Annotated in this window: 28 protein-coding genes; 5 read left to right on the top strand and 23 right to left on the bottom strand. The window is 60.4% G+C overall.

Annotation, left to right across the window (positions count from 1 at the left end; all coding sequences use genetic code 11):
* Positions 1-50 precede the first annotated feature (50 nt).
* The 10 genes from nifU to nifN form a co-directional block, all read right to left on the bottom strand.
* On the bottom strand, positions 51-947 hold the full coding sequence (nifU, locus tag BXU06_RS13175) for a Fe-S cluster assembly protein NifU (protein WP_077300484.1): 897 nt from the start codon (positions 945-947) through the stop codon (positions 51-53).
* An 87-nt stretch (positions 948-1,034) separates the two neighbouring features.
* Positions 1,035-1,358: an iron-sulfur cluster assembly accessory protein gene (locus tag BXU06_RS13170; protein ID WP_077300481.1), complete on the bottom strand. Its 324-nt coding sequence runs from the start codon at positions 1,356-1,358 to the stop codon at positions 1,035-1,037.
* Positions 1,359-1,545: 187 nt separating this feature from the next.
* On the bottom strand, positions 1,546-1,962 hold the full coding sequence (locus tag BXU06_RS13165) for a hypothetical protein (protein WP_077300479.1): 417 nt from the start codon (positions 1,960-1,962) through the stop codon (positions 1,546-1,548).
* Between the two features lie 3 nt (positions 1,963-1,965).
* Positions 1,966-2,313 (bottom strand): hypothetical protein, encoded by a 348-nt coding sequence (locus tag BXU06_RS13160; protein ID WP_077300476.1) that lies wholly within the window; start codon positions 2,311-2,313, stop codon positions 1,966-1,968.
* Positions 2,313-2,591: a ferredoxin III, nif-specific gene (fdxB, locus tag BXU06_RS13155; protein WP_077300473.1), complete on the bottom strand. Its 279-nt coding sequence runs from the start codon at positions 2,589-2,591 to the stop codon at positions 2,313-2,315. The genes BXU06_RS13160 and fdxB overlap by 1 nt, the downstream gene beginning before the upstream one ends.
* A 5-nt stretch (positions 2,592-2,596) precedes the next feature.
* The gene (locus BXU06_RS13150) at positions 2,597-2,806 is read right to left on the bottom strand and encodes a CCE_0567 family metalloprotein (RefSeq protein ID WP_077300470.1); all 210 of its coding nucleotides are present in this window, start codon (positions 2,804-2,806) and stop codon (positions 2,597-2,599) included.
* Positions 2,807-2,824: 18 nt separating this feature from the next.
* A complete protein-coding gene (locus BXU06_RS13145) occupies positions 2,825-3,295 on the bottom strand; it encodes a NifX-associated nitrogen fixation protein (RefSeq protein ID WP_077300467.1) in 471 nt (156 codons plus the stop codon).
* Between the two features lie 36 nt (positions 3,296-3,331).
* Positions 3,332-3,817 carry a SoxR reducing system RseC family protein gene (locus BXU06_RS13140; protein WP_077300464.1) on the bottom strand — a complete coding sequence of 162 codons (486 nt, stop codon included), beginning with the start codon at positions 3,815-3,817 and terminating at the stop codon, positions 3,332-3,334.
* Positions 3,814-4,242 (bottom strand): NifB/NifX family molybdenum-iron cluster-binding protein, encoded by a 429-nt coding sequence (locus BXU06_RS13135; protein ID WP_077300461.1) that lies wholly within the window; start codon positions 4,240-4,242, stop codon positions 3,814-3,816. The genes BXU06_RS13140 and BXU06_RS13135 overlap by 4 nt, the downstream gene beginning before the upstream one ends.
* Positions 4,243-4,258: 16 nt before the next feature.
* The gene (gene nifN, locus BXU06_RS13130; protein WP_077300458.1) at positions 4,259-5,653 is read right to left on the bottom strand and encodes a nitrogenase iron-molybdenum cofactor biosynthesis protein NifN; all 1,395 of its coding nucleotides are present in this window, start codon (positions 5,651-5,653) and stop codon (positions 4,259-4,261) included.
* A gap of 498 nt (positions 5,654-6,151) precedes the next feature.
* Here nifN and BXU06_RS13125 point away from each other — a divergent pair, with 498 nt between their 5' ends.
* Positions 6,152-6,673: a flavodoxin gene (locus BXU06_RS13125; protein ID WP_077300455.1), complete on the top strand. Its 522-nt coding sequence runs from the start codon at positions 6,152-6,154 to the stop codon at positions 6,671-6,673.
* A gap of 194 nt (positions 6,674-6,867) precedes the next feature.
* Here the strand turns inward: BXU06_RS13125 and BXU06_RS13120 are convergent, their stop codons facing one another.
* From BXU06_RS13120 to nifH, 11 genes are all read right to left on the bottom strand, one after another.
* Positions 6,868-7,365: a GNAT family N-acetyltransferase gene (locus BXU06_RS13120; protein WP_077300452.1), complete on the bottom strand. Its 498-nt coding sequence runs from the start codon at positions 7,363-7,365 to the stop codon at positions 6,868-6,870.
* Positions 7,362-7,655: a DUF1778 domain-containing protein gene (locus tag BXU06_RS13115; RefSeq protein WP_077300450.1), complete on the bottom strand. Its 294-nt coding sequence runs from the start codon at positions 7,653-7,655 to the stop codon at positions 7,362-7,364. Before BXU06_RS13115 ends, BXU06_RS13120 begins: the two co-directional genes overlap by 4 nt.
* Positions 7,656-7,880: 225 nt before the next feature.
* Positions 7,881-9,281 carry a nitrogenase iron-molybdenum cofactor biosynthesis protein NifE gene (gene nifE / locus BXU06_RS13110; RefSeq protein WP_077300447.1) on the bottom strand — a complete coding sequence of 467 codons (1,401 nt, stop codon included), beginning with the start codon at positions 9,279-9,281 and terminating at the stop codon, positions 7,881-7,883.
* Positions 9,282-9,546: 265 nt separating this feature from the next.
* Entirely contained in the window at positions 9,547-10,521 is a 975-nt protein-coding gene (locus BXU06_RS13105; RefSeq protein ID WP_077300444.1) for a hypothetical protein, read from the bottom strand.
* A 272-nt stretch (positions 10,522-10,793) separates the two neighbouring features.
* Complete coding sequence (locus BXU06_RS13100) at positions 10,794-11,057, bottom strand: DUF6129 family protein (protein WP_077300441.1); 264 nt, start codon at positions 11,055-11,057, stop codon at positions 10,794-10,796.
* A gap of 2 nt (positions 11,058-11,059) precedes the next feature.
* On the bottom strand, positions 11,060-11,782 hold the full coding sequence (locus BXU06_RS13095) for a dinitrogenase iron-molybdenum cofactor N-terminal domain-containing protein (protein WP_077300438.1): 723 nt from the start codon (positions 11,780-11,782) through the stop codon (positions 11,060-11,062).
* 27 nt (positions 11,783-11,809) lie between these two features.
* On the bottom strand, positions 11,810-12,001 hold the full coding sequence (locus BXU06_RS13090) for a 4Fe-4S binding protein (protein ID WP_077300435.1): 192 nt from the start codon (positions 11,999-12,001) through the stop codon (positions 11,810-11,812).
* Between the two features lie 27 nt (positions 12,002-12,028).
* Positions 12,029-12,256, bottom strand: coding sequence for a putative nitrogen fixation protein NifT (nifT, locus tag BXU06_RS13085; protein ID WP_077300432.1), 228 nt, complete (start codon positions 12,254-12,256; stop codon positions 12,029-12,031).
* Between the two features lie 84 nt (positions 12,257-12,340).
* Complete coding sequence (gene nifK, locus BXU06_RS13080; protein ID WP_216352476.1) at positions 12,341-13,909, bottom strand: nitrogenase molybdenum-iron protein subunit beta; 1,569 nt, start codon at positions 13,907-13,909, stop codon at positions 12,341-12,343.
* A gap of 64 nt (positions 13,910-13,973) precedes the next feature.
* Positions 13,974-15,446 (bottom strand): nitrogenase molybdenum-iron protein alpha chain, encoded by a 1,473-nt coding sequence (nifD, locus tag BXU06_RS13075; RefSeq protein WP_216352475.1) that lies wholly within the window; start codon positions 15,444-15,446, stop codon positions 13,974-13,976.
* A 143-nt stretch (positions 15,447-15,589) separates the two neighbouring features.
* Positions 15,590-16,492 carry a nitrogenase iron protein gene (gene nifH / locus BXU06_RS13070; RefSeq protein ID WP_077300426.1) on the bottom strand — a complete coding sequence of 301 codons (903 nt, stop codon included), beginning with the start codon at positions 16,490-16,492 and terminating at the stop codon, positions 15,590-15,592.
* Between the two features lie 203 nt (positions 16,493-16,695).
* Here nifH and BXU06_RS13065 point away from each other — a divergent pair, with 203 nt between their 5' ends.
* The 4 genes from BXU06_RS13065 (at position 16,696) to BXU06_RS13050 (ending at position 19,474) form a co-directional block, all read left to right on the top strand.
* The gene (locus BXU06_RS13065) at positions 16,696-17,496 is read left to right on the top strand and encodes an NAD(+)--dinitrogen-reductase ADP-D-ribosyltransferase (RefSeq protein ID WP_216352474.1); all 801 of its coding nucleotides are present in this window, start codon (positions 16,696-16,698) and stop codon (positions 17,494-17,496) included.
* 119 nt (positions 17,497-17,615) lie between these two features.
* Positions 17,616-18,458, top strand: a complete 843-nt coding sequence (locus tag BXU06_RS13060) for an SIR2 family protein (protein WP_077300420.1) — start codon at positions 17,616-17,618, stop codon at positions 18,456-18,458.
* Positions 18,459-18,506: 48 nt separating this feature from the next.
* Positions 18,507-19,064, top strand: a complete 558-nt coding sequence (locus BXU06_RS13055) for a hypothetical protein (RefSeq protein ID WP_077300418.1) — start codon at positions 18,507-18,509, stop codon at positions 19,062-19,064.
* A complete protein-coding gene (locus tag BXU06_RS13050; protein WP_077300415.1) occupies positions 19,064-19,474 on the top strand; it encodes a bacteriohemerythrin in 411 nt (136 codons plus the stop codon). The genes BXU06_RS13055 and BXU06_RS13050 overlap by 1 nt, the downstream gene beginning before the upstream one ends.
* 192 nt (positions 19,475-19,666) lie before the next feature.
* Here BXU06_RS13050 and BXU06_RS13045 read toward each other — a convergent pair whose 3' ends face one another.
* Both BXU06_RS13045 and BXU06_RS13040 read right to left on the bottom strand, forming a co-directional pair.
* Entirely contained in the window at positions 19,667-20,005 is a 339-nt protein-coding gene (locus tag BXU06_RS13045) for a DUF4351 domain-containing protein (RefSeq protein ID WP_150125204.1), read from the bottom strand.
* 138 nt (positions 20,006-20,143) lie between these two features.
* On the bottom strand, positions 20,144-21,076 hold the full coding sequence (locus BXU06_RS13040; protein WP_216352473.1) for an NAD(P)-dependent alcohol dehydrogenase: 933 nt from the start codon (positions 21,074-21,076) through the stop codon (positions 20,144-20,146).
* Positions 21,077-21,599 lie beyond the last annotated feature (523 nt).

Here is a 21,599-nt window from a genome sequence, read left to right as displayed (position 1 = left end):
TCAGGCAGGATGGCGCACCCTGCCTGGGTGTGGGGGGATGACGGGGAGACTCAGGCTTCTGCCGGCATATGCGACGACGGCAGCACCTGCACCAGCTCACCCAGGGTTTCGATCATTTTTTGCTGGATGCCGCCCAGCGTGGCCGCTTCCATCATGCAGCCGGAGCAGGCACCCTTGAGGTGGACGTAAATCTTCTTGCCCTGCACGTCGGCCAGCTCCACGTCGCCGTGGTCGCGCTGCAGCATCGGGCGGACGGATTCCAGCACTTCTTCGATTTTCTTGATCTTCTCGACAATGGAGAGTTTTTTGGCCGGCGGCTTGGGCGCTTCCGGGGTAGCCGGACAAGCCGGCGGCGGCGACACTTCGCCTGCGCCCGGACTGCTGGCCTTGACCTTGGCCAGAATTTCCTCAATGCCTTCGTGACAGGCGGCACAGCCACCGCCCGCCTTGGTGTAGAAGGTCACTTCTTCCACGGTGTTCAGATTGTTGGCGCGCACCACGTCTTCGATCATCACGGCGTCGATGGCAAAGCATTTGCAGATCAGCGCGCCTTCTTCGTGGTCGTCCGACCATTCTTCGCCACGGTAGTTGGCCACGGCGGCCTGCAGCGCTTCGCGCCCCATCACCGAGCAGTGCATTTTTTCTGGCGGCAGGCCGTCGAGGAAGTCGGCGATGTCCTGGTTAGACACTTTCAGTGCCTCGTCCAGCGTCATGCCCTTGATCATTTCCGTCAGCGCCGACGACGAAGCAATGGCCGAGCCGCAGCCAAAGGTTTGAAAGTGCGCGTCTTCGATGACTTCGGATTCCGGATTCACTTTCAGCATCAGACGCAGCGCGTCACCGCACTGGATGGAGCCCACATCGCCAATCCCGTTGGCTTCTTCCAGCGGGCCGGCATTGCGCGGGTTGAAAAAGTGTTCACGAACCTTGTCTGAATATTCCCACATGATGAAATCTCCTTGGAACGGCTAACAGAATGCTGCGCGGCAGGCCACTGGGGCGGCCTGCGCAGCATCAGGCGGGGGGGGTGCCGCTTAGACGGAAAACGACTGGCCGCAGGAACACTGCGCGGTGGCGCTGGGGTTGTCGAAGCGGAAGCCGGTGTGGGTCAGGGTGTCGATGAAATCCACATTCACGCTGTCAATCATCGGATGCGTGATCGGATCGACCAGAATGGTGATGCCGTCGATATTGAGTTCCCAGTCGTCGTCGGCCTTTTCGGCTTCCAGACGCATGCCATATTGCAAACCGGAACAGCCGCCGCCGGAAACCGTCAGCCGCAAACCGGCAACCGGGGTGGTGGAACCGCGAATGAAACGCTCAATGGCCTTTTTGGCGGCGGGGGTCAGTGTAATCATGGCAAATCTCCTGGTTGGCTCTGAGGCTTATCCAGCAAACGCCGTGCCATTTTGTGCAGCGCGCCAAAGCATTGCCAATCAAGGGGTTTGCCAGTATTCCTGTCGCAATTGTTGTAAAGAAAACATTATTGCTGTCGGCTCTGCGACTGAATGGGGGCCGGGTGTACACGCATACCGGCGCACCGGCTCAGCCCAGCACGTGCTCGTAGGTCAGCCGCAACAGCTCACGCTCGATATCGCGAAACAGACGCGCGTCGGTCAGGGCAATCAAGCGGCCTTCGCAGCGGGCAATTGCGTCAAATGGGGGGTCGATTCCGGTCAGCAAGCCCAGCAGCACCGGCACATCCCCTTCCGGGGTGTCTACCCAGGCATGAAACTCGGCGTCGAGTTCAATGCCGCCTTCGGGCAGGCCCAGGGTCAGCTCGGCGGCGCGAATCACCGCTGCCGGATGAATATGCAGCTTGGGCGAATAACCGGGGTCACGCAGCGCGGACAACAGTGGCAAGGGCGGGATGGTCACCCCATCCGGGCGTAAACAGAGATAGCGCACCCGGCCACTGGTGCGATGCTTGTGCAGCAAGATCAGACGGGCCTGGACAGACATAAGCTAGTTCAGCCATTCAGCGAGTACCACATCGCCGCGCAATTTTTCCGGGAAGCCCCAGGCTTGAACCGCTTCAACGTAGCGATCCGGCAGGGTCGGATGGGGTAACAACACCTGATATTCGGCAAATACCCGGCCATCAGGAAAAAACACCACCGTGCCGTAGCGATGCTGGCCACGCCAGAACGCTTCCACACTGGTTTGCTGCGAGTAGGGGTCGGTTTTGGGTTCCAGAACGGCATCCGCCCAGACCGGCTCATCGCCGATGGACAAACCCAGGCTGGCCACCCGCGCGCGCAGGGCAGCGCAAACCGCCTCGCCGATGGCGGGATCTGGGACGGATGCGGTCATCAGGCGGCTACCGCTTCGTAGGTGTAGCAGTCCTTCGGACACACGCGACCACAGGAACCACAGCCAATACAGTCGCTGGCATTGGCAATGGCCATCACCATCATGTTGTCGTCGTCTTCGTCATCGTCTTCCAGCTCGCGCTCCACCAGATCAAGCACATTGCGCGGACAGACCTTGTAGCAGCGACCACAGCCGATGCATTTTTCCTGGTTCAGCTCAGTGACAAACTGCGGAATCCATTCGGCACCGCCACGGGTCAGGCCGGTAATATTCGGCATGAAAATCAACCTTTCTGTGCCGCCTTCAGCCGGGCAGTGGCTTCTGCCCAGGTCTGACAGGCGTCGTAAGTGGATTGGGCAATGCCCGGGATTTCCTCGTAGCCCGCCGGCAGCCGATCTTCTACCAGATCGTGCAGCTGGGAGGCCCACTCGGAGGCGATGCGCTTGAGTTTCTTCACTTCCTTGTCAAGCGCCTGGATTTCTTCATCCGTCATTTCATCGCCTCCTTGCGCTTACAGACCGGCCACTTGCGGGTACTGGCCAATCCGCTCCAGCGCCACCGACAAATACTTGTCGGCTTCGTCCTTCATCTTGGACAGGCTTTCAAAGCCAAAGCGATGCACGTCGCGCACGGTGCGATCCATCACCACCAGCTTGCCCACGGTAATCAGCGCACGGCCAAAGCCTTCATGGGTCAGGTGCACCAGCGGCACGGCCAGCAGGCGGCATTCTTTTTCGATCAGCACGGCAATGGCGTTGTAGAAGGCCTTGACGCGGGCGATGGTTTCTTCGTCCGGGTCGCCCACCAGCGGAATTTCCTGGCGGCGGGCGCGGGTCAGCACAAACGGGTCCAGAATCTTGGCCGGGGCCTGGCCGTTGTACACGCCGTAGGTGTCCAGCGCGCGCATCTGGCGGGTCATTTCACGGATGAAATCGGTGTCGAGGATCGGGTCATTGTCTTGAACGACGGTTTCAGTGGTCATGGGGGTCTCCGGTAGGAATGACAGGGATAACACGGGTTACGGGTTGTGCGGCTGGCCATGCGCGTTCCCGGCAGCCTTGGCCGGAATATCGTGCGCAGGGGAAAATGTCATCGGGGCCGCCGGGGCCGGGCCGGTCAGCAGCTCTGGCAGGCGCGCGGGCAATCGCCGCGCCAGCCCCAGCGCCAGTAAAAAGCCCATCAGCGCGCCCACGGCAGTGGCCACATCGCTGCCGTAGCTGGCATGACCCAGCCCGGCACCGAGCAGCAACAGCACGGGCGGCAGCAAATAACCAAACAGCGCGCTATGGCGCAGGCTGTCTTCGCCAATGCGCACCCGCACCGATTCCCCCACCTGCAGCCCTGGCGGCGCAGGCAGGGTGAGCTGGGTCACATGACGGCCACCGGCCACCTGGCCGATGCCGCATTCGCTTTCCTTGTGGCAGCTGCGGCAGCCACCGGTGGCCACGCTGACCGTGGTCTGGCCGTTGTCGATCGATTCGACGATGCCAAGGTGCTCAATCATCCTTCCCACCCTTCTTCCTGCATGGCGGCAAAGCGGTCTGGCGTGCGTTCCGGGCGAGCGCGTTCGGCCATGGCCTGGTCGATCCACGCCACCCCGCCGTGCTTCATGCCCTGGGTAATGTCGTAGAGCAGGTCTTCAATCTTGTCGGTTTCGGTGATGCGGATCGGGCGGATGCCTTGCGCGACCAGTTGCTTGATGGCAGATGCGCCGATGGCCAGCACAAACACCGCCGCGCAGCCTTCCAGAAACGCCACCTTGGCACCCAGCTTGTTTTCGTTGCCGTCCATGGCTTCGGGCGGAAACTCGGCCACCCCGACCATGCTGGTGCGGGTCGGGCTGACTTCATACAGGACAAACCCCTCTGCCGCGCCAAAGTGCTGGTTGACGCGAACGCGGTCGCCGGAGGCAAAAGCAATTTTCAACATGGTGTGTGTCTCCCGGTCAGTGGACCATTCCAGCTTCAGCCAGCGCGACGGCCGCGTGGCCGTCACGTTCGGCTGACCAGTACCGGGATCGGTAGGGTTGAATGTCATGGTGCTGGCTCAACAGTAGGTTGGCGAGATCGAACAAGGCTTGCCGTGATCCACGGTAGCCCACCCAGGCGCGGGCGAAGCCGCCCACCCAGTCGTATTGCGGGAAGCCGGCACGCAATAGCGGCACCCCCAGACGTTGCGCCGTGCCCACTGCGTGCGAATTGGACATCACCAGTTGTACCCGCTGGCGTCGGGCCAGATTTTCCAGGTCTTCCAGATCGCCGATGGTGACGCTGGCAATCGGCAGCCGCGCCAGCCCTTCGGTCTTGACCGGCGACACGGCGGCAGGCACTTCTGCGCCCATGCCGGTCAGGAAATCACACAACATCACCAGCAGGTCAGGGTCGGCGGCCACGGCAATCCGGGCCATGCCCAGCATGAAGTGGCTGTCCACCATGGCATCCTGCAGTTGGGCGCGCTGGCGCTCCAGGCTGGCCGGCACCGGCTTGTCGGCCAGTTGGCTCAGGGTGTGGGTGAAGCGGTCACAGGCGGCCAGGCCCATCAGGCTGTCAAAGCGATGTACCGGCACGCCAGTGCGCGCCTGCAGTTGGTCAGCAGCGCGATACAGCGATTCGCCAATGACCAGGGTGGCAATCGACTCGCCCAGCGTGAGGATTTCGCTGCGCGGGGTGCCACCGATGGTCAGCGGCGAATATTCCGCCTCGGTCAGGTGGCCATCCAGCGAGTCGCCAATATCCGGCACCAGCACCGGACGCAGGCCAAATGCCGCCACCCAGTCGCGCAGCGCTTCCAGATCGCCGGGGGTGAGATGACTGCCGGCCAGCACATTCACCTGTCTGGGCCGACGGCCCACGCACTGGCTGGCCGGCACCAGCGTGTCGATCAGCGCTTCCATCGCCAGCGCATAGCCGGTTTCCAGACAGCCCAGCGTATCCGGGGTGTTGACCGCCACCACGCTGGTGTCGGCAAACTCCGGATGGGCGGCGCGGAATTCGCGCACGCAGCGGTGGATGTCGGTGCCCTGGGTTTCCGACAGACCGGTGGTCACCAGGCCGATGATTTCGGGTTTCTGCTTGTCGCACAGCGTGCGCAGCGCTTCGATCACATTGTCGTCAGCGCCCATGATGCTGGACACCTGGTCCATGGCCGTGGTCTGCAGCGGAATCGGCTCGCGGAAATGGCGCACAAAAAACACTTTGCCAAACGCCGTACAGCCTTGTGAGCCATGCATCAGCGGCAGGCTTTTGTTCAGCCCGAGAAACACCAGCGACGCGCCCAGGGGCTGGCTGACTTTAAGCGGATTGACCGCCAGCGCTTTTTTCGACAGTACGATTTCGGCCATGACGACCTCCCTCGGTGGAGTTGTAAACTTCACAGCAAAGAACGCGCCAATAGACAATTCACACAAAAACAACTGGTTAGCAGAATCCGTCTGTCGTAAACCAGACAAAGTGTCGCTGGAATCCCCCCTTCCAGCCGGCCTGGTGCGTACCCGGCCAGATCGGGCCGCTCATGCGGTGGGCGCGTGCGGATAAGCACGCACACCGACACCAAGCGATAGTGACGGGCCAGCGCACAGAAATGCTTGATCTGACAAGAAAAATGACGGCATCAGACGTAGGCCGCCAAGGAAGGAAGTGCATGCGCCAACAGCCAGCAAACAGGTGAAACCCTCCCGACAACATCTGTGCAACAGCACCTGGCCCTATGCTGGAAACCCCTGTTGCAGCAAGCTTTTCCGCTGTGGCTCCGTTTTTGCTTTACCCGGTTTTGCACAGGGGTTTCCCCACCTGTGACCTTAAACCGCACGCGCACTCTCTACGATAAGGAAAGGACAATCATGGCCAGCATCGGCTGCTTCTATGGCAGCAGCTCCGGCGTCACCAAGGCAGTGGCGGAGCACATTGCCGAAGCGTTTGAGGTGGAGGATTTCAATGTCTTCAATATGGAAGAGGACTTCACCGATTTCGACGACATGTTTGCCTTCGACATCCTGATTTTTGGCTGCTCAACCTGGGGTTCTGGTGAAGTGCAGAATGACTGGCGCGACCCGCTGCTGGATCTGGACAACGACAAGCCGGACTTCTCCGGCAAAACCATCGCCCTGTTTGGCGCAGGCGACTACAAGGCGCACGGCGAGCAGTTTGTCAGCGCGCTGGGCATTTTGTACGACAAGTTCAAGGCACGCGGTGCCACGCTGGTGGGCAGCTTCCCCACCGACGGCTACACCTACAAGTATTCGTTTGCCGAGCGCGACGGCAAGTTTGTTGGCTTCCCGTTTGACAATGTCAACGAAGAAGACAAAACCCCGGCCCGCCTGGCGGCGTGGATTGACAGCCTGAAAGCCGAGCTGTCGCTTTGAACGACGACGGGACGGCATAGACCGTCCCCCTCCCCAATCTCCCCCACTCGAGCCATCCATCCGGCTGCCTTGCCGTGAGATGGGGAAGATGCTCCTGTGCGGTTTAGGTACAGCATGCATTGCGCCAAGCCGCCTTGTGACGCTTGCTGCTGCTGGCAACATGCTTTCACCGCCAAGGCACAGACAGCATGGCATTACCCCCATGCATGTCTTGCCTCCTTCAGCAGCAGCAGCAATTGCTGTTCGCTCAGCGGTGATGCAATGAACCCAAAGCGGGTGTAGAAAGCAGACGCCTGCGCATCAATCGGGTGAGTCAGCATCGCCCGGATGCCGGCCTGCTCAGCAATGAGCAACGTGCGTCGGATCGCATCCTGAAGCATGCCACAACCAATGCCCCGCCCCTGCTCCTGAAGAGAAACTGCCAGGCGAGCCAGGATGACAACCGGAATCGGGTACTGCCCCATCCCTTTGCGGATGCGCTCAGGGGCTTCCAGTGTATCAACCTGGCCTACGGTCAGGCTGAAGTAGCCCACCACACGATCATCGTCTGCCACGACAAAAGTTTTGGCCGAGCCGCTGCCTTGCGCTTGCCGGGCATGCCGGAACAACCATGCATTCAAGGCAGGCTTGCCGCAATCAAAGTGTTCGAGTTGATGCCGCGCCTCAAGGGCACTGGGCGCGCACAGGCTCACTTGGCATCCCAGGGGGTCTGGCGGGAGAACAGATCCTGCAAGCCCTCATTGGGCTGCGTGGGGCGCTCCAGCAACGCCATCAGCGCCTGGCATTGACTGCCAGAAGCCACAAACAGACGTTGATCAAGCAGGGTTTGCTCGGCAGCCAGACAGGCGCTATCCAGAATGAAGTCGGTCAGGGATTTGCGCGCCACGTTGGCAGCCCGACGCAGGATGGCTTCCTGCTCGGGTGTGGCCCGCAGCCCCAGGCGGGCAGAGCGGGCAGCAGGCGAGAGGGCATGAGTGGCCATGGCAAGACCTCGTTGATGAGGTGATCAAGATGCCAATGTTAGTACAAGAGACGTACGACCTCCACTAAAATCTCAACCCGCTGTGGCACCGAACAGACAGCAGAACGCAACCTGGCCTTGAACCAAGCGGGCGTGGTTCAGGCCAAACCTGGCCCAAACCGGCCTTGCTGGCCCTCGTTGGCAGCAGGGTACACAGGGCAATCCTGCCAACTTTGGCGCGCCAGCTTATGCGCTCAACACCTGCCCCAGCGAACGGCTGTCAGCCCAGGGGGCCGGCTGGCGTACGGCGGACCAGATTGGGCTGCTGATGGACAGATGCAGCTGGCGCGCCAGTTCCGCCATGCCGGTGTACCCGGCATAGCCGAATTCGCGTTCCTGGTTGATGTCGAGGAAGGGAATCCGCGCCTTCAGCGCGGTGTACAGATTGCGCCCACCGGCAATCAGGATGTCGGCCTGGTAGTCGTGGAAGGCAGACAGCAGCGCCTTGGGACTTCCGTCCTCAATCATCAGCGCATCCTCGCCCATCAGTTCGCGAATGCGCGCCTTGTCTTCTTCGGTGGATTTTTTGGTGCCGGTGGCCACCACGGTCATGCCCAGATCCTGCAGCGCCGAGACAATCGACCAGGATTTCACCCCGCCGGTGTACAGCAGCGCGCGCTTGCCGGCCAGTTTTTCCCGCCACGGTGCCAGCGCGGCATTGGCCAGGGCTTCTTCGCGGGCAATCACCATCTCGGTGCGGTGCATCAGCTGTGGGTCGCCAATCAGCCGGGCAAAGTCGCGCAGCGCTGCCGAAGTGTCGGCCACGCCATAAAAACTGCCCTCAAAAAATGGAATGGCAAAGTTGTCTTCCAGCTTGCGCGCCACATTCAGCAATGCCTTGGCGCACACCACCATATTGGCCTGGGCGCGGTGCATGGTTTGCACCTCGGCAAAGCGGCCATCGCCGGACAAGGTGCCCAGAATGCGCAGGCCCAGTTCGTCAAACAGCGGTGCCACATGCCAGAACTCACCGGCGATATTGTATTCGCCAATCAGGCCAACATCGTAAGTGGGCAGGCCATCCGGGCGCGGCAGTGCCGGGGCGGGCTCGCGGGTGCCGATCACATGCTTGAACATCGCCTCGCCGGCCAGCCGGTTGCCCAGATTCTTGGTGCCGTAAAACCCGGCAGCGTCCACCGGAATCACCGGCACACCCCAAAACCCGGTGGCGGCCTTGCATACGGCGTCGAGGTCGTCGCCAATCAGCGCGGTCACACAGGTGGCGTACACAAACACCGCCGCCGGGTGATAGGTTTCAACCGCCTGGCGGATACCATGCAGCAGACGCTTTTCACCGCGCCCCATCACCACGTCGGTTTCCGACAGATCGGTGGTCATGCCAATACGGTACAGCGCCGGCCCGGACGAGCGGGTGCCCCGGTTGTCCCACGATGCCCCGGCACAGGCAATCGGGCCGTGGACGATATGGGCCACGTCGGCAATCGGCAGCAGAGCAATTTGTGCGCCGTCAAACGAACAGCCGCCCGCCGTGGCACCCGGCTTGGGACGGGCGCAACCGGACTTTTCCTTGTGATTGTGGCTACAGGCTGGTTCATCCAGCAAAGCCTGAATGTCGCTTGCTTTCATGCGCTTCTCCCTTTGGGTTCGTGATGGAACTCGCAATTCGCATGCCACTTTCAGACCCTTGATTTTTAATGATATTTTTTGTTACCAGCTTGTTGTGAAGCTGACAAAGCGTGTGAGAAGGGCGCAGAGGGGCTGACAATGGGTAAGCCATGGTGCGCCATCGCTCTGTTCAGCCCAAAAAAACGGTCTTGCCCCACCAAGCGGGGGCAAGACCGTTTCGATTTGAGACAAGAGCAGCCCGATGTGCCACCGGGCTACCTGGGCCTTACAAGGCGTATGGCTGATGCAGCCAGTGGCGCACCACCGCCAGATCGCGTTCCGGCAGGTATTCAAAACCGGCCTGGGCGTCTTCCACCACGGTTTGCGCCACCCAGTGCGGTACGGCGTGGGTGACCAGCATGTGGAAGTACCAGGCCATCGGGTAGCCGCAGGCACGGTCGTAGGCAGACAGGGCAGTGCGCAGGGTGGCGTTGGTCTGACCCGGCTCGCCCTTGAATACCGGCGGGATGCCTTCCAGGGTGGCAATTGGCTTGGCGCGGAACACCGATTGCAGGTAGCGGTCCTGATGTTCACTCATTGCCAGCACCCAGTGGTTGCAGAAGTCGCTGGTGTGGCCGGCGCTGCTTTTGGCCCAGTCGTCCACCATGCGGTGAATCGGTGCCTGTTCCGGGTGCTGCACGCGCATGCGCGCCAGAAAGGCCCCGACATGGCTGATGCGGCGGAAGGTGTAGTAGGGCAGGCCCAGCGGGCGGCCACTGTGCGCCGGCAGTTGCGGGTCGATCAGTTCGTCCAGGGTGGATGGCAGTTCACCATCGGCAAACAGGGTATGGCTGGCAATTTCCTGCAGTTCTTCAATTTCCAGCTGCAAGAAATCCGCCGGGCCATCGCCAGCGGCGGCCACCAGATAATGGGTGCGTCCAACCAGGCGGGTGGCCAGCAGTTTTTGCTCGGCAAAGTCTTCGGCCAGCCAGGCGATGTCGCCCTGACGGGCGTTCAGCTCGGTTTCGGCCCATTCTTCCAGGTTATCACTGAGCCGTTTGCCATTGGCGTCGATCAGCCCGCCCAGCCGGTGCCAGCCGCCGCGACAGACCGCATGGCGAAATGGCCAGTCTGGTGCTGTGTTGGCCAGTTCGCGCACCAAAGCCGCCGGGCCGGTGGATACCGGGGCCATGGTGCAGGCCTGGATCAGGGCCGGGGTCAGCGATTTGCAGTATTCGGGCCAGGCGGCGATATCTTTCATGCGGCGTTCCTTGTCGCAGTCACAAAATGGGCATGGCCGGGCCGGGTGACATTTCACCACGGTGGCGCGCCCGGAAAAAAGCGCTCAACAATTCGGGAGCAGTCGCAGACACAGGCCGGCAAATGCTGGCCCGACGGGCTGTCCTTCGGTTTTGCACATCCCACACGCGAGTATCGGCTGTGCAAAACCGCCTTGTTTCCCACCGGGGGCGGCGAGGACAAGGTCAGCAGAAACCCCCGGCGGCTGAGGCAGCGCGCCAGGGGCGAGGGGGGTCAATCGTCCGTGCTGCGACAGGCCACCACAATGCCAGTGGCCAGGTCGGTTTCGTGGGTCAGCGACAAACAGTGACCGCTGGCACCGGTTACCAGATAAATCAGGTGGCCGGCGGTTTCCCGCACCGGATTGGCTCGCACCGGCATGTCGTCTTCACTACATTCGGTGACATGCAGGTCGGGAAAGCGGCTGCGCAGGCTGGCGGCGTCCGGGGTGTGTGCCACTGCATCGGCAATGGTATCGAGCATGTCAGCGGCAATCATGGCTAGACCTCCTCGACGTCGGTGTCGAATTTGGCCAGCGAATGGGCGGGCACGCCAATAATTTGCGCCAGCCAGGGCGGCGGGGCGGTCAGGCGGCCTTGCAGCTCCACCAACATATCGTTGGCATGGCCACCCACCGGGCGCTTGACCGGGTGGACACCGGCGCGCACCACTTTGGCAGCCGCCGGGCCACCAATGGATTGCACACCCAGAATCTGGCAGTCGTTGATCAGATCGGCGCGCGCAGCGTTTTTGTCTTCGGCGTCGTCGGTACCCAGGGTGCTGCGGATGCCCACCAGGCGAATTTCGTCCGGGCTGACCTGATAAATCAGAAAGCGTTCACAGGAGCCAAAATGGCCATCCAGTTGTTCGTTATGGTTGGAAGCAATGGCCACACGCAGCGAGCCAGGCATGTCGCCCTCGGCATAGGCTTGCGGTGTAGGCAGGTCGCTGCCGGTGACGCCTTCGCCCCACAACAGGCGGATGGCGGATTTCAGGGTGTCGGCGTCCACGCCGACATGGCAGCTCTGGTCGGCAAAGTCGCCGGCCAGGAGCGCGCGCAGGTCTTCCACCGTTAGCTGGGCCAAACGGTCTTCCGTGATCGGCAGCCCGCATTTTTCAGCCAGGCCATCGACAAGGGCGCGAACATTGAGGTTGTTCAGGGTGCGCGCCGCCAGCGCAATGCGCAACGCGGCTTCACGGGATGCGATCGGGGTGTCGGACATGACAGGCTCCTGGAGGCGAAATGAAGGTCAGGCCGGGCTGATACAGCCGGACGGGCACACGTCCACGCACAGCGGCGTATCGGAATGACCGTCGCACTCGGTACAGGTGGCGGCGTCGATCTTGTAGAACACCTTGCCACTGCTGATGGACTTGGTCGGGCAAACCGGCTTGCAGTCGCCACAGGCAGTGCACATATCGGAATCAATAGTCATGGCCATGATGAAATCCTCCTGAAAGAAACAAAGTCAGTCTTCAGCCGCGCCCAGGCGCTTGGCGCGCAGGGAAATGGGAAGACGCGCCGGTTTGGCGATGGGGTCGATGTAATAGCTGCCGCCATTGTCCAGTTTCAGTTCGCCGCCCCATTTTTCCGGGGTGTCGAATTCGATGGATTCAATGGAAGCTTCCAGATCTCGCTTGGGCAGGTAAAACGAAAGCCCGCCTTTTTCGGATTGGCGGATCATGATATTGGCCATGTGCGGCTCCTTGCTGGCGGGTCGGGCAATGCTGGGCGTATAAGGGCAAACAGCCGGGCGCGATGCGCCCGGCCATCCTGGCAATTAACGCACCAGGTCAAAGTTGTAGTCAGTGGTGCCCATACCGACGGTTTCACGATCGAGCTGTTCCAGCACGGCGTTGGTCAGCGTGGTGACCACGTACATGGTGCCTTCGTAGCCCAGGGTCGTCATCCGATGCAGGTGATGACGGTCAAAGATCGGGAAGCCGATGCGGATCAGCGGCACTTCAAACTCGTCACCCTTGTACTTGGTATCGCGCTGGATGTACTTGCCGTAGCTGTTGCCAATCAGGAAGTCCGGCTTGTCGGTGAAGCACAGGCTGCGCAGATGCCACAGGTCGTTGCCGACGTAAACCTTGCCGTTGGTGCCGAACGGGCTGGAAGCCAGCAGCTTTTCCACCGCCTTGGCCCAACGCTTGTTGCCGTTGTGGCACAGGATGTGGGTCGGTTCTGCGCCCACTTCCAGCAGGATCTTGACCATGCCCAGCACGAAGTCGGGGTCGCCGTACAGGGCAAATTTCTTGCCATGCAGCCAGGCGTGGCTGTCGGACATCAGGTCCATACAGCGGCCACGTTCCTTGGCCAGCGATTCCGGAATCGGCTTGCCGGTCAGTTCCGACACCTTCATCAGCAGTTCGTCGGTCCAGTCCACACCCATCGGGATGTTCAGCTTGGGCACGTCCTGATTCCAGGTGCCTTCGACCAGTTTCTTGGTCTTGTCCAGGTGCCACGGCTGCAGCAGCAGGGTGGTGATGGCATTCGGCGCAGCTTCGACTTCAGCGATGGTGGTGCCGCCAGCGTACATGCGGAATTCGCCATCAGCCGGGGTGTCCAGCACTTCGGTCGGGTCGCACAGCATGGTGTAATCGACGTCCATCTCGGTCAGCATGCGCTTGATGACGCGATAGTTGCCCAGGTAGGTTTCGAAACCCGGAATCACGTTGAGCTTGCCGCTGGAACCGACAACCTTGCCTTCCATCTTGTTCAGCGTGAAGTAGCGCAGGATGCCTTCCATCATGTTGTCCCAGCCGGTCACATGCGAACCGACGAACGACGGGGTGTGGGCAAACGGCACCGGGTAGTCATCAGCCACATGGCCAGCCTTGCGGGCGTTGCCGATGAAGGCGTTCAAGTCGTCGCCAATCACCTCGGCCATGCAGGTGGTGGACACGGCGATCATGGTCGGCTTGTACAGGGCGCGGGCGTTTTCCAGGCCGTCGAACATGTTCTTCTGGCCGCCGAACACGGCTGCATCTTCGGTCATCGAGTCAGAGACGCAGGACACCGGCTCTTTGAAATGACGGTTGAAGTAGCTGCGGAAGTAAGCCACGCAACCTTGCGAACCATGCACATACGGCAGGGTCTTTTCGAAGCCCAGCGAGCACAGCACGGCACCCAGCGGCTGGCAGGCCTTGGCCGGATCCACGGTCAGCGCTTCGCGCTTGAAGTTGAGGTCCTGGTATTCCTTGGTGGTGGTCCACAGGAAGGTTTCCATGACCTTTTCCGGGCTATGGCCTTCTTCGTACAGGTCGCGCTTGGCCTTCAGCGATGCCTTGTAGTCATCATCGCCGAACAGCGGGTAGCAAGGTTTGATTTTGTCAGCAGTTTGCATCATGGTCTCCCTTGCCCGCGCCACTCATCCGTGGCGGGGGCGAAGTTGGGGCGAATGGCGAAAGTCAGGCGGCCTTTTTCTCTTCGGCAGCGGCAGGAGCGCTCTTCCACGGCGGGACCAGCTTGCCCCACACCGGGCTGGAGAGGGCGATGTCCATGTCACGGGCAAAGATGGCGAAGCCGTCGTAGCCGTGGTACGGACCCGAGTAGTCCCAGGAGTGCATCTGGCGCAGCGGAATGCCCATCTTCTGGAAGATGTACTTTTCCTTGATGCCGGAGCCAACCAGATCAGGCTTGATCTTCTTGACGAATTCTTCCAGCTCGAAGCCAGTCACATCGTCATAGATCAGCGTGGCGTTGCCCATTTCTTTCATGGTGCGATCGTAGTCATCGTTGTGGGCAAATTCGTAGCCCGTGCCGATCACTTCCATGCCCAGATCTTCGTAGGCACCAATCACGTGACGCGGACGCAGACCACCCACGTACAGCATCACTTTCTTGCCTTGCAGGCGCGGCTTGAATTTGGCAATGATCTCGTCCATCATCGGCTGATAACGGGCGATCACTTTTTCCGCGTTGGCCTTGATGCCATCGTCAAAGAAGGCAGCAATGCGGCGGATCGATTCGATGATCTTGGTCGGGCCGAAGAAGTTGTATTCCATGTACGGAATGCCATACTTTTCTTCCATGTGACGGCTGATGTAGTTCATCGAACGGTAGCAGTGCAGCAGGTTCAGCTTGACCTTCGGGGTGTTTTCCATTTCGGCCAGGGTGCCGTCGCCAGACCACTGGGCGACCACGCGCAGACCCATTTCTTCCAGCAGAATCCGGGTTGCCCAGGCATCGCCGCCGATGTTGTAGTCACCAATGATGGCCACATCGTACGGAGTGCTGTCAAAAGTCTTGCCGTCGGCCTTGTCCAGCACCCAGTCACGAATCGCATCGTTGGCGATGTGGTGACCCAGCGACTGGGACACGCCACGGAAGCCTTCGCAACGGACCGGAATCACCGGCTTGTTGATGGCAACAGCAGATTTTTTCGATACGGCTTCGATATCGTCGCCGATCAGGCCAATCGGGCACTCGGACTGCACCGAAATACCGTTATGCAGCGGGAACAGCTGTTCCACTTCCTGAATCAGCTGGGTGAGCTTTTTGTCACCGCCAAACACAATGTCTTTTTCCTGGAAGTCGGAAGTGAAGTTCATCGTGCCAAAGCTGTTCACACCAGTCGTGCCAACGTAGTAGTTGCGGCGACCAGCGCGGGAGTATTGGCCACAGCCAACCGGGCCGTGGGAAATATGGATCATGTCCTTGATCGGACCCCAGACCACACCCTTGGAGCCAGCGTAAGCGCAACCACGGATGGTCATCACGCCCGGCAGGGATTTACGGTTGGAGGTGATGCACTTTTTGGACTGTTCCACCGACGGATCGTTGGCCGTCAGGTGCTTTTTACGATCTTTCTGGGCTTTTTCCGGGTAAACCTCAAGCACCTCGGCAATAAGGGCTTCGGTTTGTTCGCGCGTCATGCTCATAGTGGCCTCCATCGCGTCACCATCAATCTGTGGTGTACGCAGGGGTTGAAGGTGGCAGGCGCCAGGGGGATGGCTTACTACCTGCCGGGTCAGCAGCATTCAGGGCAGGCCGGTCGGACAGCGTCACCGACCTGCAAGGGGCATCAGGCTGCGGCAGCAGCTGCGTCGGCAGCCAGTTCAGCGGCGGTCTTGCCCACGATGGATTCGTCTTCGGCTTCCATGATGCCGAATTCCATCAGCAGGTCTTCCAGCTCTTCCATCTCGATCGGGGTCGGGATGACGAAGTTGGTGTTGTCGTTGATCTTCTTGGCCAGTTGACGATATTCGTCAGCTTGCTTGGCCTTCGGATCGTATTCGATCACGGTCATACGACGGATTTCAGCGTGTTGCACGGTGTTGTCGCGCGGCACGAAGTGAATCATGGTGGTGCCCAGCTTGGCAGCCAGCGCCATGATCAGTTCGTCTTCGCGGTCGGTCTTGCGGCTGTTGCAGATCAGGCCAGCCAGACGCACGCTACCGGAGTTGGCGTACTTCACGATGCCCTTGGCGATGTTGTTGGCGGCGTACATGGCCATCATTTCGCCGGAGCAGACGATGTAGATTTCCTGAGCCTTGTTTTCGCGGATCGGCATGGCGAAGCCACCACAAACCACGTCACCCAGCACGTCGTAGAACACGAAGTCGAGGTCTTCGTCGTAAGCGCCTTCTTCTTCCAGGAAGTTGATGGCGGTAATCACGCCACGGCCGGCGCAACCCACGCCCGGTTCCGGGCCACCGGATTCAACGCACTTGATGCCACCGAAGCCAACGGACAGCACGTCTTCGAGTTCGAGGTCTTCCACCGAGCCGGCTTCAGCAGCCAGATGCATCACGGTGGTTTGGGCCTTCGAGTGCAGGATCAGACGGGTGGAGTCAGCTTTCGGATCGCAGCCGACGATCATGACTTTCTTGCCGGATTCGGCCAGCGCAGCCACCAGATTCTGGGTGGTGGTGGACTTGCCGATACCGCCTTTGCCGTAGATGGCGCATTGACGCAGTTTTGCCATGGTGTAATCTCCTAGGTCAGTGAGACAGTTAGCGAGGTAGATGAGGAGCTTTCGCCCCAGTCTTTGTGCATGGAGCGTGCCAACTGCGAAGATTCACCGTAACAAACTGATTTAAAACGATTTTTAATTTTACCCCGCAAAGACTAGACGTGTCGGCTTGTGACAATTCCCCTACGCTTTGTAGGGCTAACAACAAAACCCCGGTGTTGCCACGGAACGCCTGTCTGCCCATCAACCGCTGCAATCTGCCGGCGGTGATCCTGGGCAGCCCCACCTACCACGACGCCCCCATGCCGCTGGCGCTGGATGGCGTGGCCGAGCTGCATCGCGACCTGTTCCGCCGGCTGGACCATGCCCCCCACCCCAGCCAGCGCGCCGCCATCTTTACCGACTACCTGACCGTACACTTCCGGCTGAACCATCCGGAAGACGCCGGCTATAACGCCAGCCGGGGAGGTCGCTGCGGCGCGCACTACGCCAGCGTGCTGCGCGGCTGGAGCGTCAACGCCGACAGCCGCGAAGGCGCAGTGATGAAGGGCTGGGTGGAATCGCGCTTTGGCCTGACTCCGCGCTTTCATGGCGAACCGCTGCGCGACCCCTCGGCCCCGGCCTACCGCCACTATCTGGAAATGCGCGCTGCCGGCCTATATGGCACCCATGCGCTCGAAGCCCAGCTCGATCTGGTCTATAGCTATTGTCAGTACGAACTGACCAGGGCGTACCCGGCGGACACCCGGCTGACGCTGTATCGCGGCGTCAACCGCATGGGCGACTTCGAACAACTCGGCGGCAGTGCCAGTCGGCCACGCCTGTTATTGAACAATCTGAATTCCTTCACTGCCGAACGCGAACGCGCCGACGAATTTGGCGATTTCATTCTCACCGTGGCCGTTCCGACCCCGCTGATTGTGTGTTACTGCGGGCTGTTACCCGGCGTGCTGCGCGGCGAAAACGAATATCTGGCCTTGGGCGGGGTGTACGATGTCGCCCTCTCCACCCTGTAGCACATCCGACAAACCCCCACACACGCCGTCATAAGCCATTGTTTTGACATGGCTTGCGGGCGGGTGTGGAATTTGCTGTGGCGCTGGTGTCCCCTTTTTTCCTCCCCCGGATACCCGCCATGACTCCTGCCCTGCGCACCACCCTGATTGCCGGCATCCAAGACGGCAGCATCGTTCCCTACCTCGGTTGCGGGGTATTGGCCGATGTGCGCCACACCGAAACCGGCGCTGCCATTCCGGCAGACAGCGACTCGCTGATTCTGGCCATGAACAATGGCCGGCCCATGTCGCCCAAGCTGATGTACGAATTTCCCCGCGCCGCGATGAATGTCGAGCTCAAGCGTGGCCGTGGCGCGGTCACCCGCTTTCTTGACCAGGTATACAGCGACAGCCGCTGGACCCGCGCCGCCGCACACGACTGGCTACGCGCGCTGCGCCCGCCGTATGTGATTGACGTCAACCGCGACACCCAGCTGCAGGACAGCTACGCCGACACCCCGCACACCCTGATTGTTGGCGTGGCGCGCATCAGCGGCGACGCCACCCGCTTTCGCCTGTTTGCCTGGGATGGCAGCCAGTACACGCCATGCGATGACCTGCAACCCGGCCTGCCCATCCTGTTCAAGCCGATGGGCACCCCGCGCCCGGCAGGTGCCGGCTATATCGCCTCGGATGCCGACTATGTGGACTACATCACCGAACTGATGGGCGGTCTGGCCATTCCGCCCACGCTGAAAACCCTGCGCCAGGGCAAACGTTACCTGCTGATGGGCCTGCGCCTGAATCGCGACACCGAGCGCATGGTGATGGCCGACATCATCTACGCCGCCGACCCCGCGCCGGGCTGGGTGCTGATTAGCGAACCCACGGCCAAAGAAGAGCGCTTCTGTGCACGGCTGGGCCTGGAAATTATTCAGGCAGACCTGCACGCGCTGATGAACGACACCGCCGTGGCAGCCTGACTCCCGAGTATCAACCCTTCCTCCTCTCGATAATTAAGGAACCGACCCATGCTGCTCAAACGCTACGAACCGCTGCTGTTCAACGCCAATTTCACCGAAACCTCCAGCAACGGCCAGTACGTTGCCTACCGTGGCGAGCTGGCCCTGCGCGAAGGCGAAATTACCGACGCCCAGGGCCGCCGCAAGCCGCCGACCGAAGTGCTCAAGCAAGTGGCCGTGCTGGCTGAAGGCGACAGCCTGAAATTCCTCACTGGCTCGCTGGATGCGCTGGCACAGCTGCCTGAGCTGATCAGCAAGTTTTCGGCTGATATCAGTGCCGACACTGCCGTGGTGCTGTTTGTGGTGGACGCCAAAAAGGAAATGGCGCTGGAAGTCAACGGCGCCAAGGTATACATGGTGCCGCTGTCGGAAGGCATGGCCTGGAATGAACTGATTGACCTGCTGGCGCTGGAAAAGAGCGACTTCAAGGGCCAGTCTGCCGCCGACAAGGTGGTGACCTTGTACAAGGCCGTCACTGGCTACAAGCCAGCCTTCCCGGTGGTGTCGGTAGAAGACGCCATGGCCGCCAGCAACGGTGCCAAGCGCGAAATGTGGGGCGCTGTCTGATGACAGTGGTCGGGGAAGCGCACGCTGCCGCCAGCTTCACCCTGCTCGGGGTGGATAGCATGGACGCCACCCACCGCGAATTCATCGAGCTGGTCAGCTGGCTGGCCGAGGCGGACAAGGCCGAGTTTGCCGAAGGATTTGCCCGCCTGGTGGCGCATACCCAGCGCCATTTCGAGCATGAAAGCCGGCTGATGCGGGCCTGTCGTTTTTCCGCCATTGGCGAACATGAAAACGACCATAGCCGGGTATTGGGCGAACTGGCCTTCATGCAGCGTCAGGTGGACGCCGGGCGGATTTTTCCGGTGCGCAGCTACGTCCGCCAGCTCCCCGACTGGTTCAACACCCACCTGCTGACCATGGACGCCGCGCTGGCGGCCAGCCTGAAGCAGCAGGACCAGCAGCAAGGCTGATTTTCTCTCTCGGCCCCCCCAAACCGCCCCGCCCCGGTTTTTCCGGCGCGGGGCGGTTTGACATCTGGAATGTTGCTTGGCGTGTCGCTTCCCACAGTGCGGGGGCGTTCATGAAGGAACATGAAGAAAAAGATACATTGCGGCGACCGGATGGGGATAGCCGTTGGCTTGGTGCCTGTAGGTAACGGTGGGTCAGTGCCGCGTGTCGCCAAACACCTCGTCCAGCGACGTGGCATCCAGCACCCGGTCGCCCCAGCTTTCCAGCTGGGCGGGCGTGGCGGCGGAAAGCTTGGCCAGCAGGGCAGCGGACAGTTCGCCAAAACGGCGGGTGAGCTGGCGTTGCAGCAACAAGGCTTCACCCTGCTGCATCCCCTGCTGAATACCTTTCTGAATACCCTGCTGCACCCCCTGAAGCATGCCCTGCTGCATGCCCCTGGCAATCGCCTGCGCTTCCCAGCGGTCAATATTGGTTTCCAGCATTTCCATCCCTTTCGTCAATTCTTCGGCATCGGGCACGGCCAGTCCGGGCATTTTGCGCTGCAAAGAAACATGCTGAAACAACCGTCATTCTCACGAAGACAGTAATCCAGCATGTTGCTTTTAATGGGTTTTACTTGTGGTCAAACCAATTTTTCCAAATCAATCAGTGTATCTTTAGCAAGACCAAGCTCAACCCTCATCCCCCAGCACCACCACCACATTGCCCTTCTTGCGCCCGCTATCCACGTAGCGGTGCGCCTCGACCATCTGCTCGAACAGATAGCGCCGGTCAATCACCGGTTTGCATACCCCCGCCGCCGCCAGCTCCGCCAGAAACGACAAATCTTCAACACGCACCGAAACCGGCCCGGCAATCACCTTCTTGCCGCTGCGCATCGACGCCCATGGCGCGTGCAGCATGTCTGCCAACCCAGCCAACACCAGCAACAAACGCCCGCCATCTTTCAGCGACGCTTTGCTGCGGGAGAACGGCGCAGTGCCAACGGTGTCCACAATCACATCGTAGGTTTGACCGTTCCGGGTGAAATCCTCCTGCGTGTAGTCAATCACATGGCTGGCACCCAGCGCCCTGACCCACGCCACATTTGCCGTGCTGCACACCCCGGTGACACTCGCGCCAACATACTTGGCCAGCTGAACCGCAGCAGAGCCCACCGCGCCGGACGCGCCATTGATCAGCACGCTTTCCCCACGCTGAAGCCTGGCCCGGCGGAGAAAATCCCATGCCGTCGTGCCACCAAAAGACAAGGCAGCGGCTTCGCCATAAGACAAACCGGGCGGTTTAAGCGCCACCGCACCATCCTGCAGCATGCATTTATATTCGGCGTAACAGCCCATACGGGCGTCGCTGAACGCAAACACCGCATCCCCTACCTTGAATCGGCTGACCGCTTTGCCGACCGACTCCACCACCCCGGCCAGCTCCGAACCTAATATGGGCTGCCTGGGTCGGGAAATGCCAAACACCAAACGGGTCATCCAGCCAAAACCGGCAGGCACATTCAGACTGCGCACCCGCCAATCCCCGGATGTGACCGTGGTGGCATAGGTTTTGATCAGGATTTCATTGGACTTGGGGGTGGGCTTGGCAATTTCTGCCATCTGGAGGACATCGGGTGGCCCATATTGTTGGTATAGGATGGCTTTCATGGGGTGGGGGTTTGGGCAGGGTCTCCGCACTCGGAATGGATATTGTAGAAACAGGCCATTTTGCACAAATTTTAGGCAGAAAAGCATCAAAAAAGTGCCTGTCAAGCGTGGCGATCTTCCCGTTTTTGAGATGCCAGAATAAGTCAAGACAATTTTGAGTGGTATTCATTCAGTTTTGAGCAGTCAAAGCCGTTTTTTGGGCTGTCTGCACCATAGGTCTGCTTAAATTTTGTGCAGATTTCCTACTTTTACGCTGTATGTCATCCGAGTGCGGAGGCCCTGGGGGTTTGGGTGGCTAGCTCTTCGGTGGTGGCAATGGTTTGGCGACTTAAGCCTACCATCCCGCCAGCCCGCTTTCCCTTTCTCATTCAACTGCTTATCGCTTAAGTAAGTGCCACTCTGGGCTGCCCTCTATTATTAAATCATGTATTGTGGCTAACGTTTGAGTTCAGCGGGCGGCAAAAGCGAAGCTTTG

It is taken from the genome of Aquaspirillum sp. LM1 (assembly GCF_002002905.1).
In the GTDB taxonomy this organism is placed as follows: domain Bacteria; phylum Pseudomonadota; class Gammaproteobacteria; order Burkholderiales; family Aquaspirillaceae; genus Rivihabitans.
This window is presented reverse-complemented; position numbering and strand designations above follow the sequence as displayed.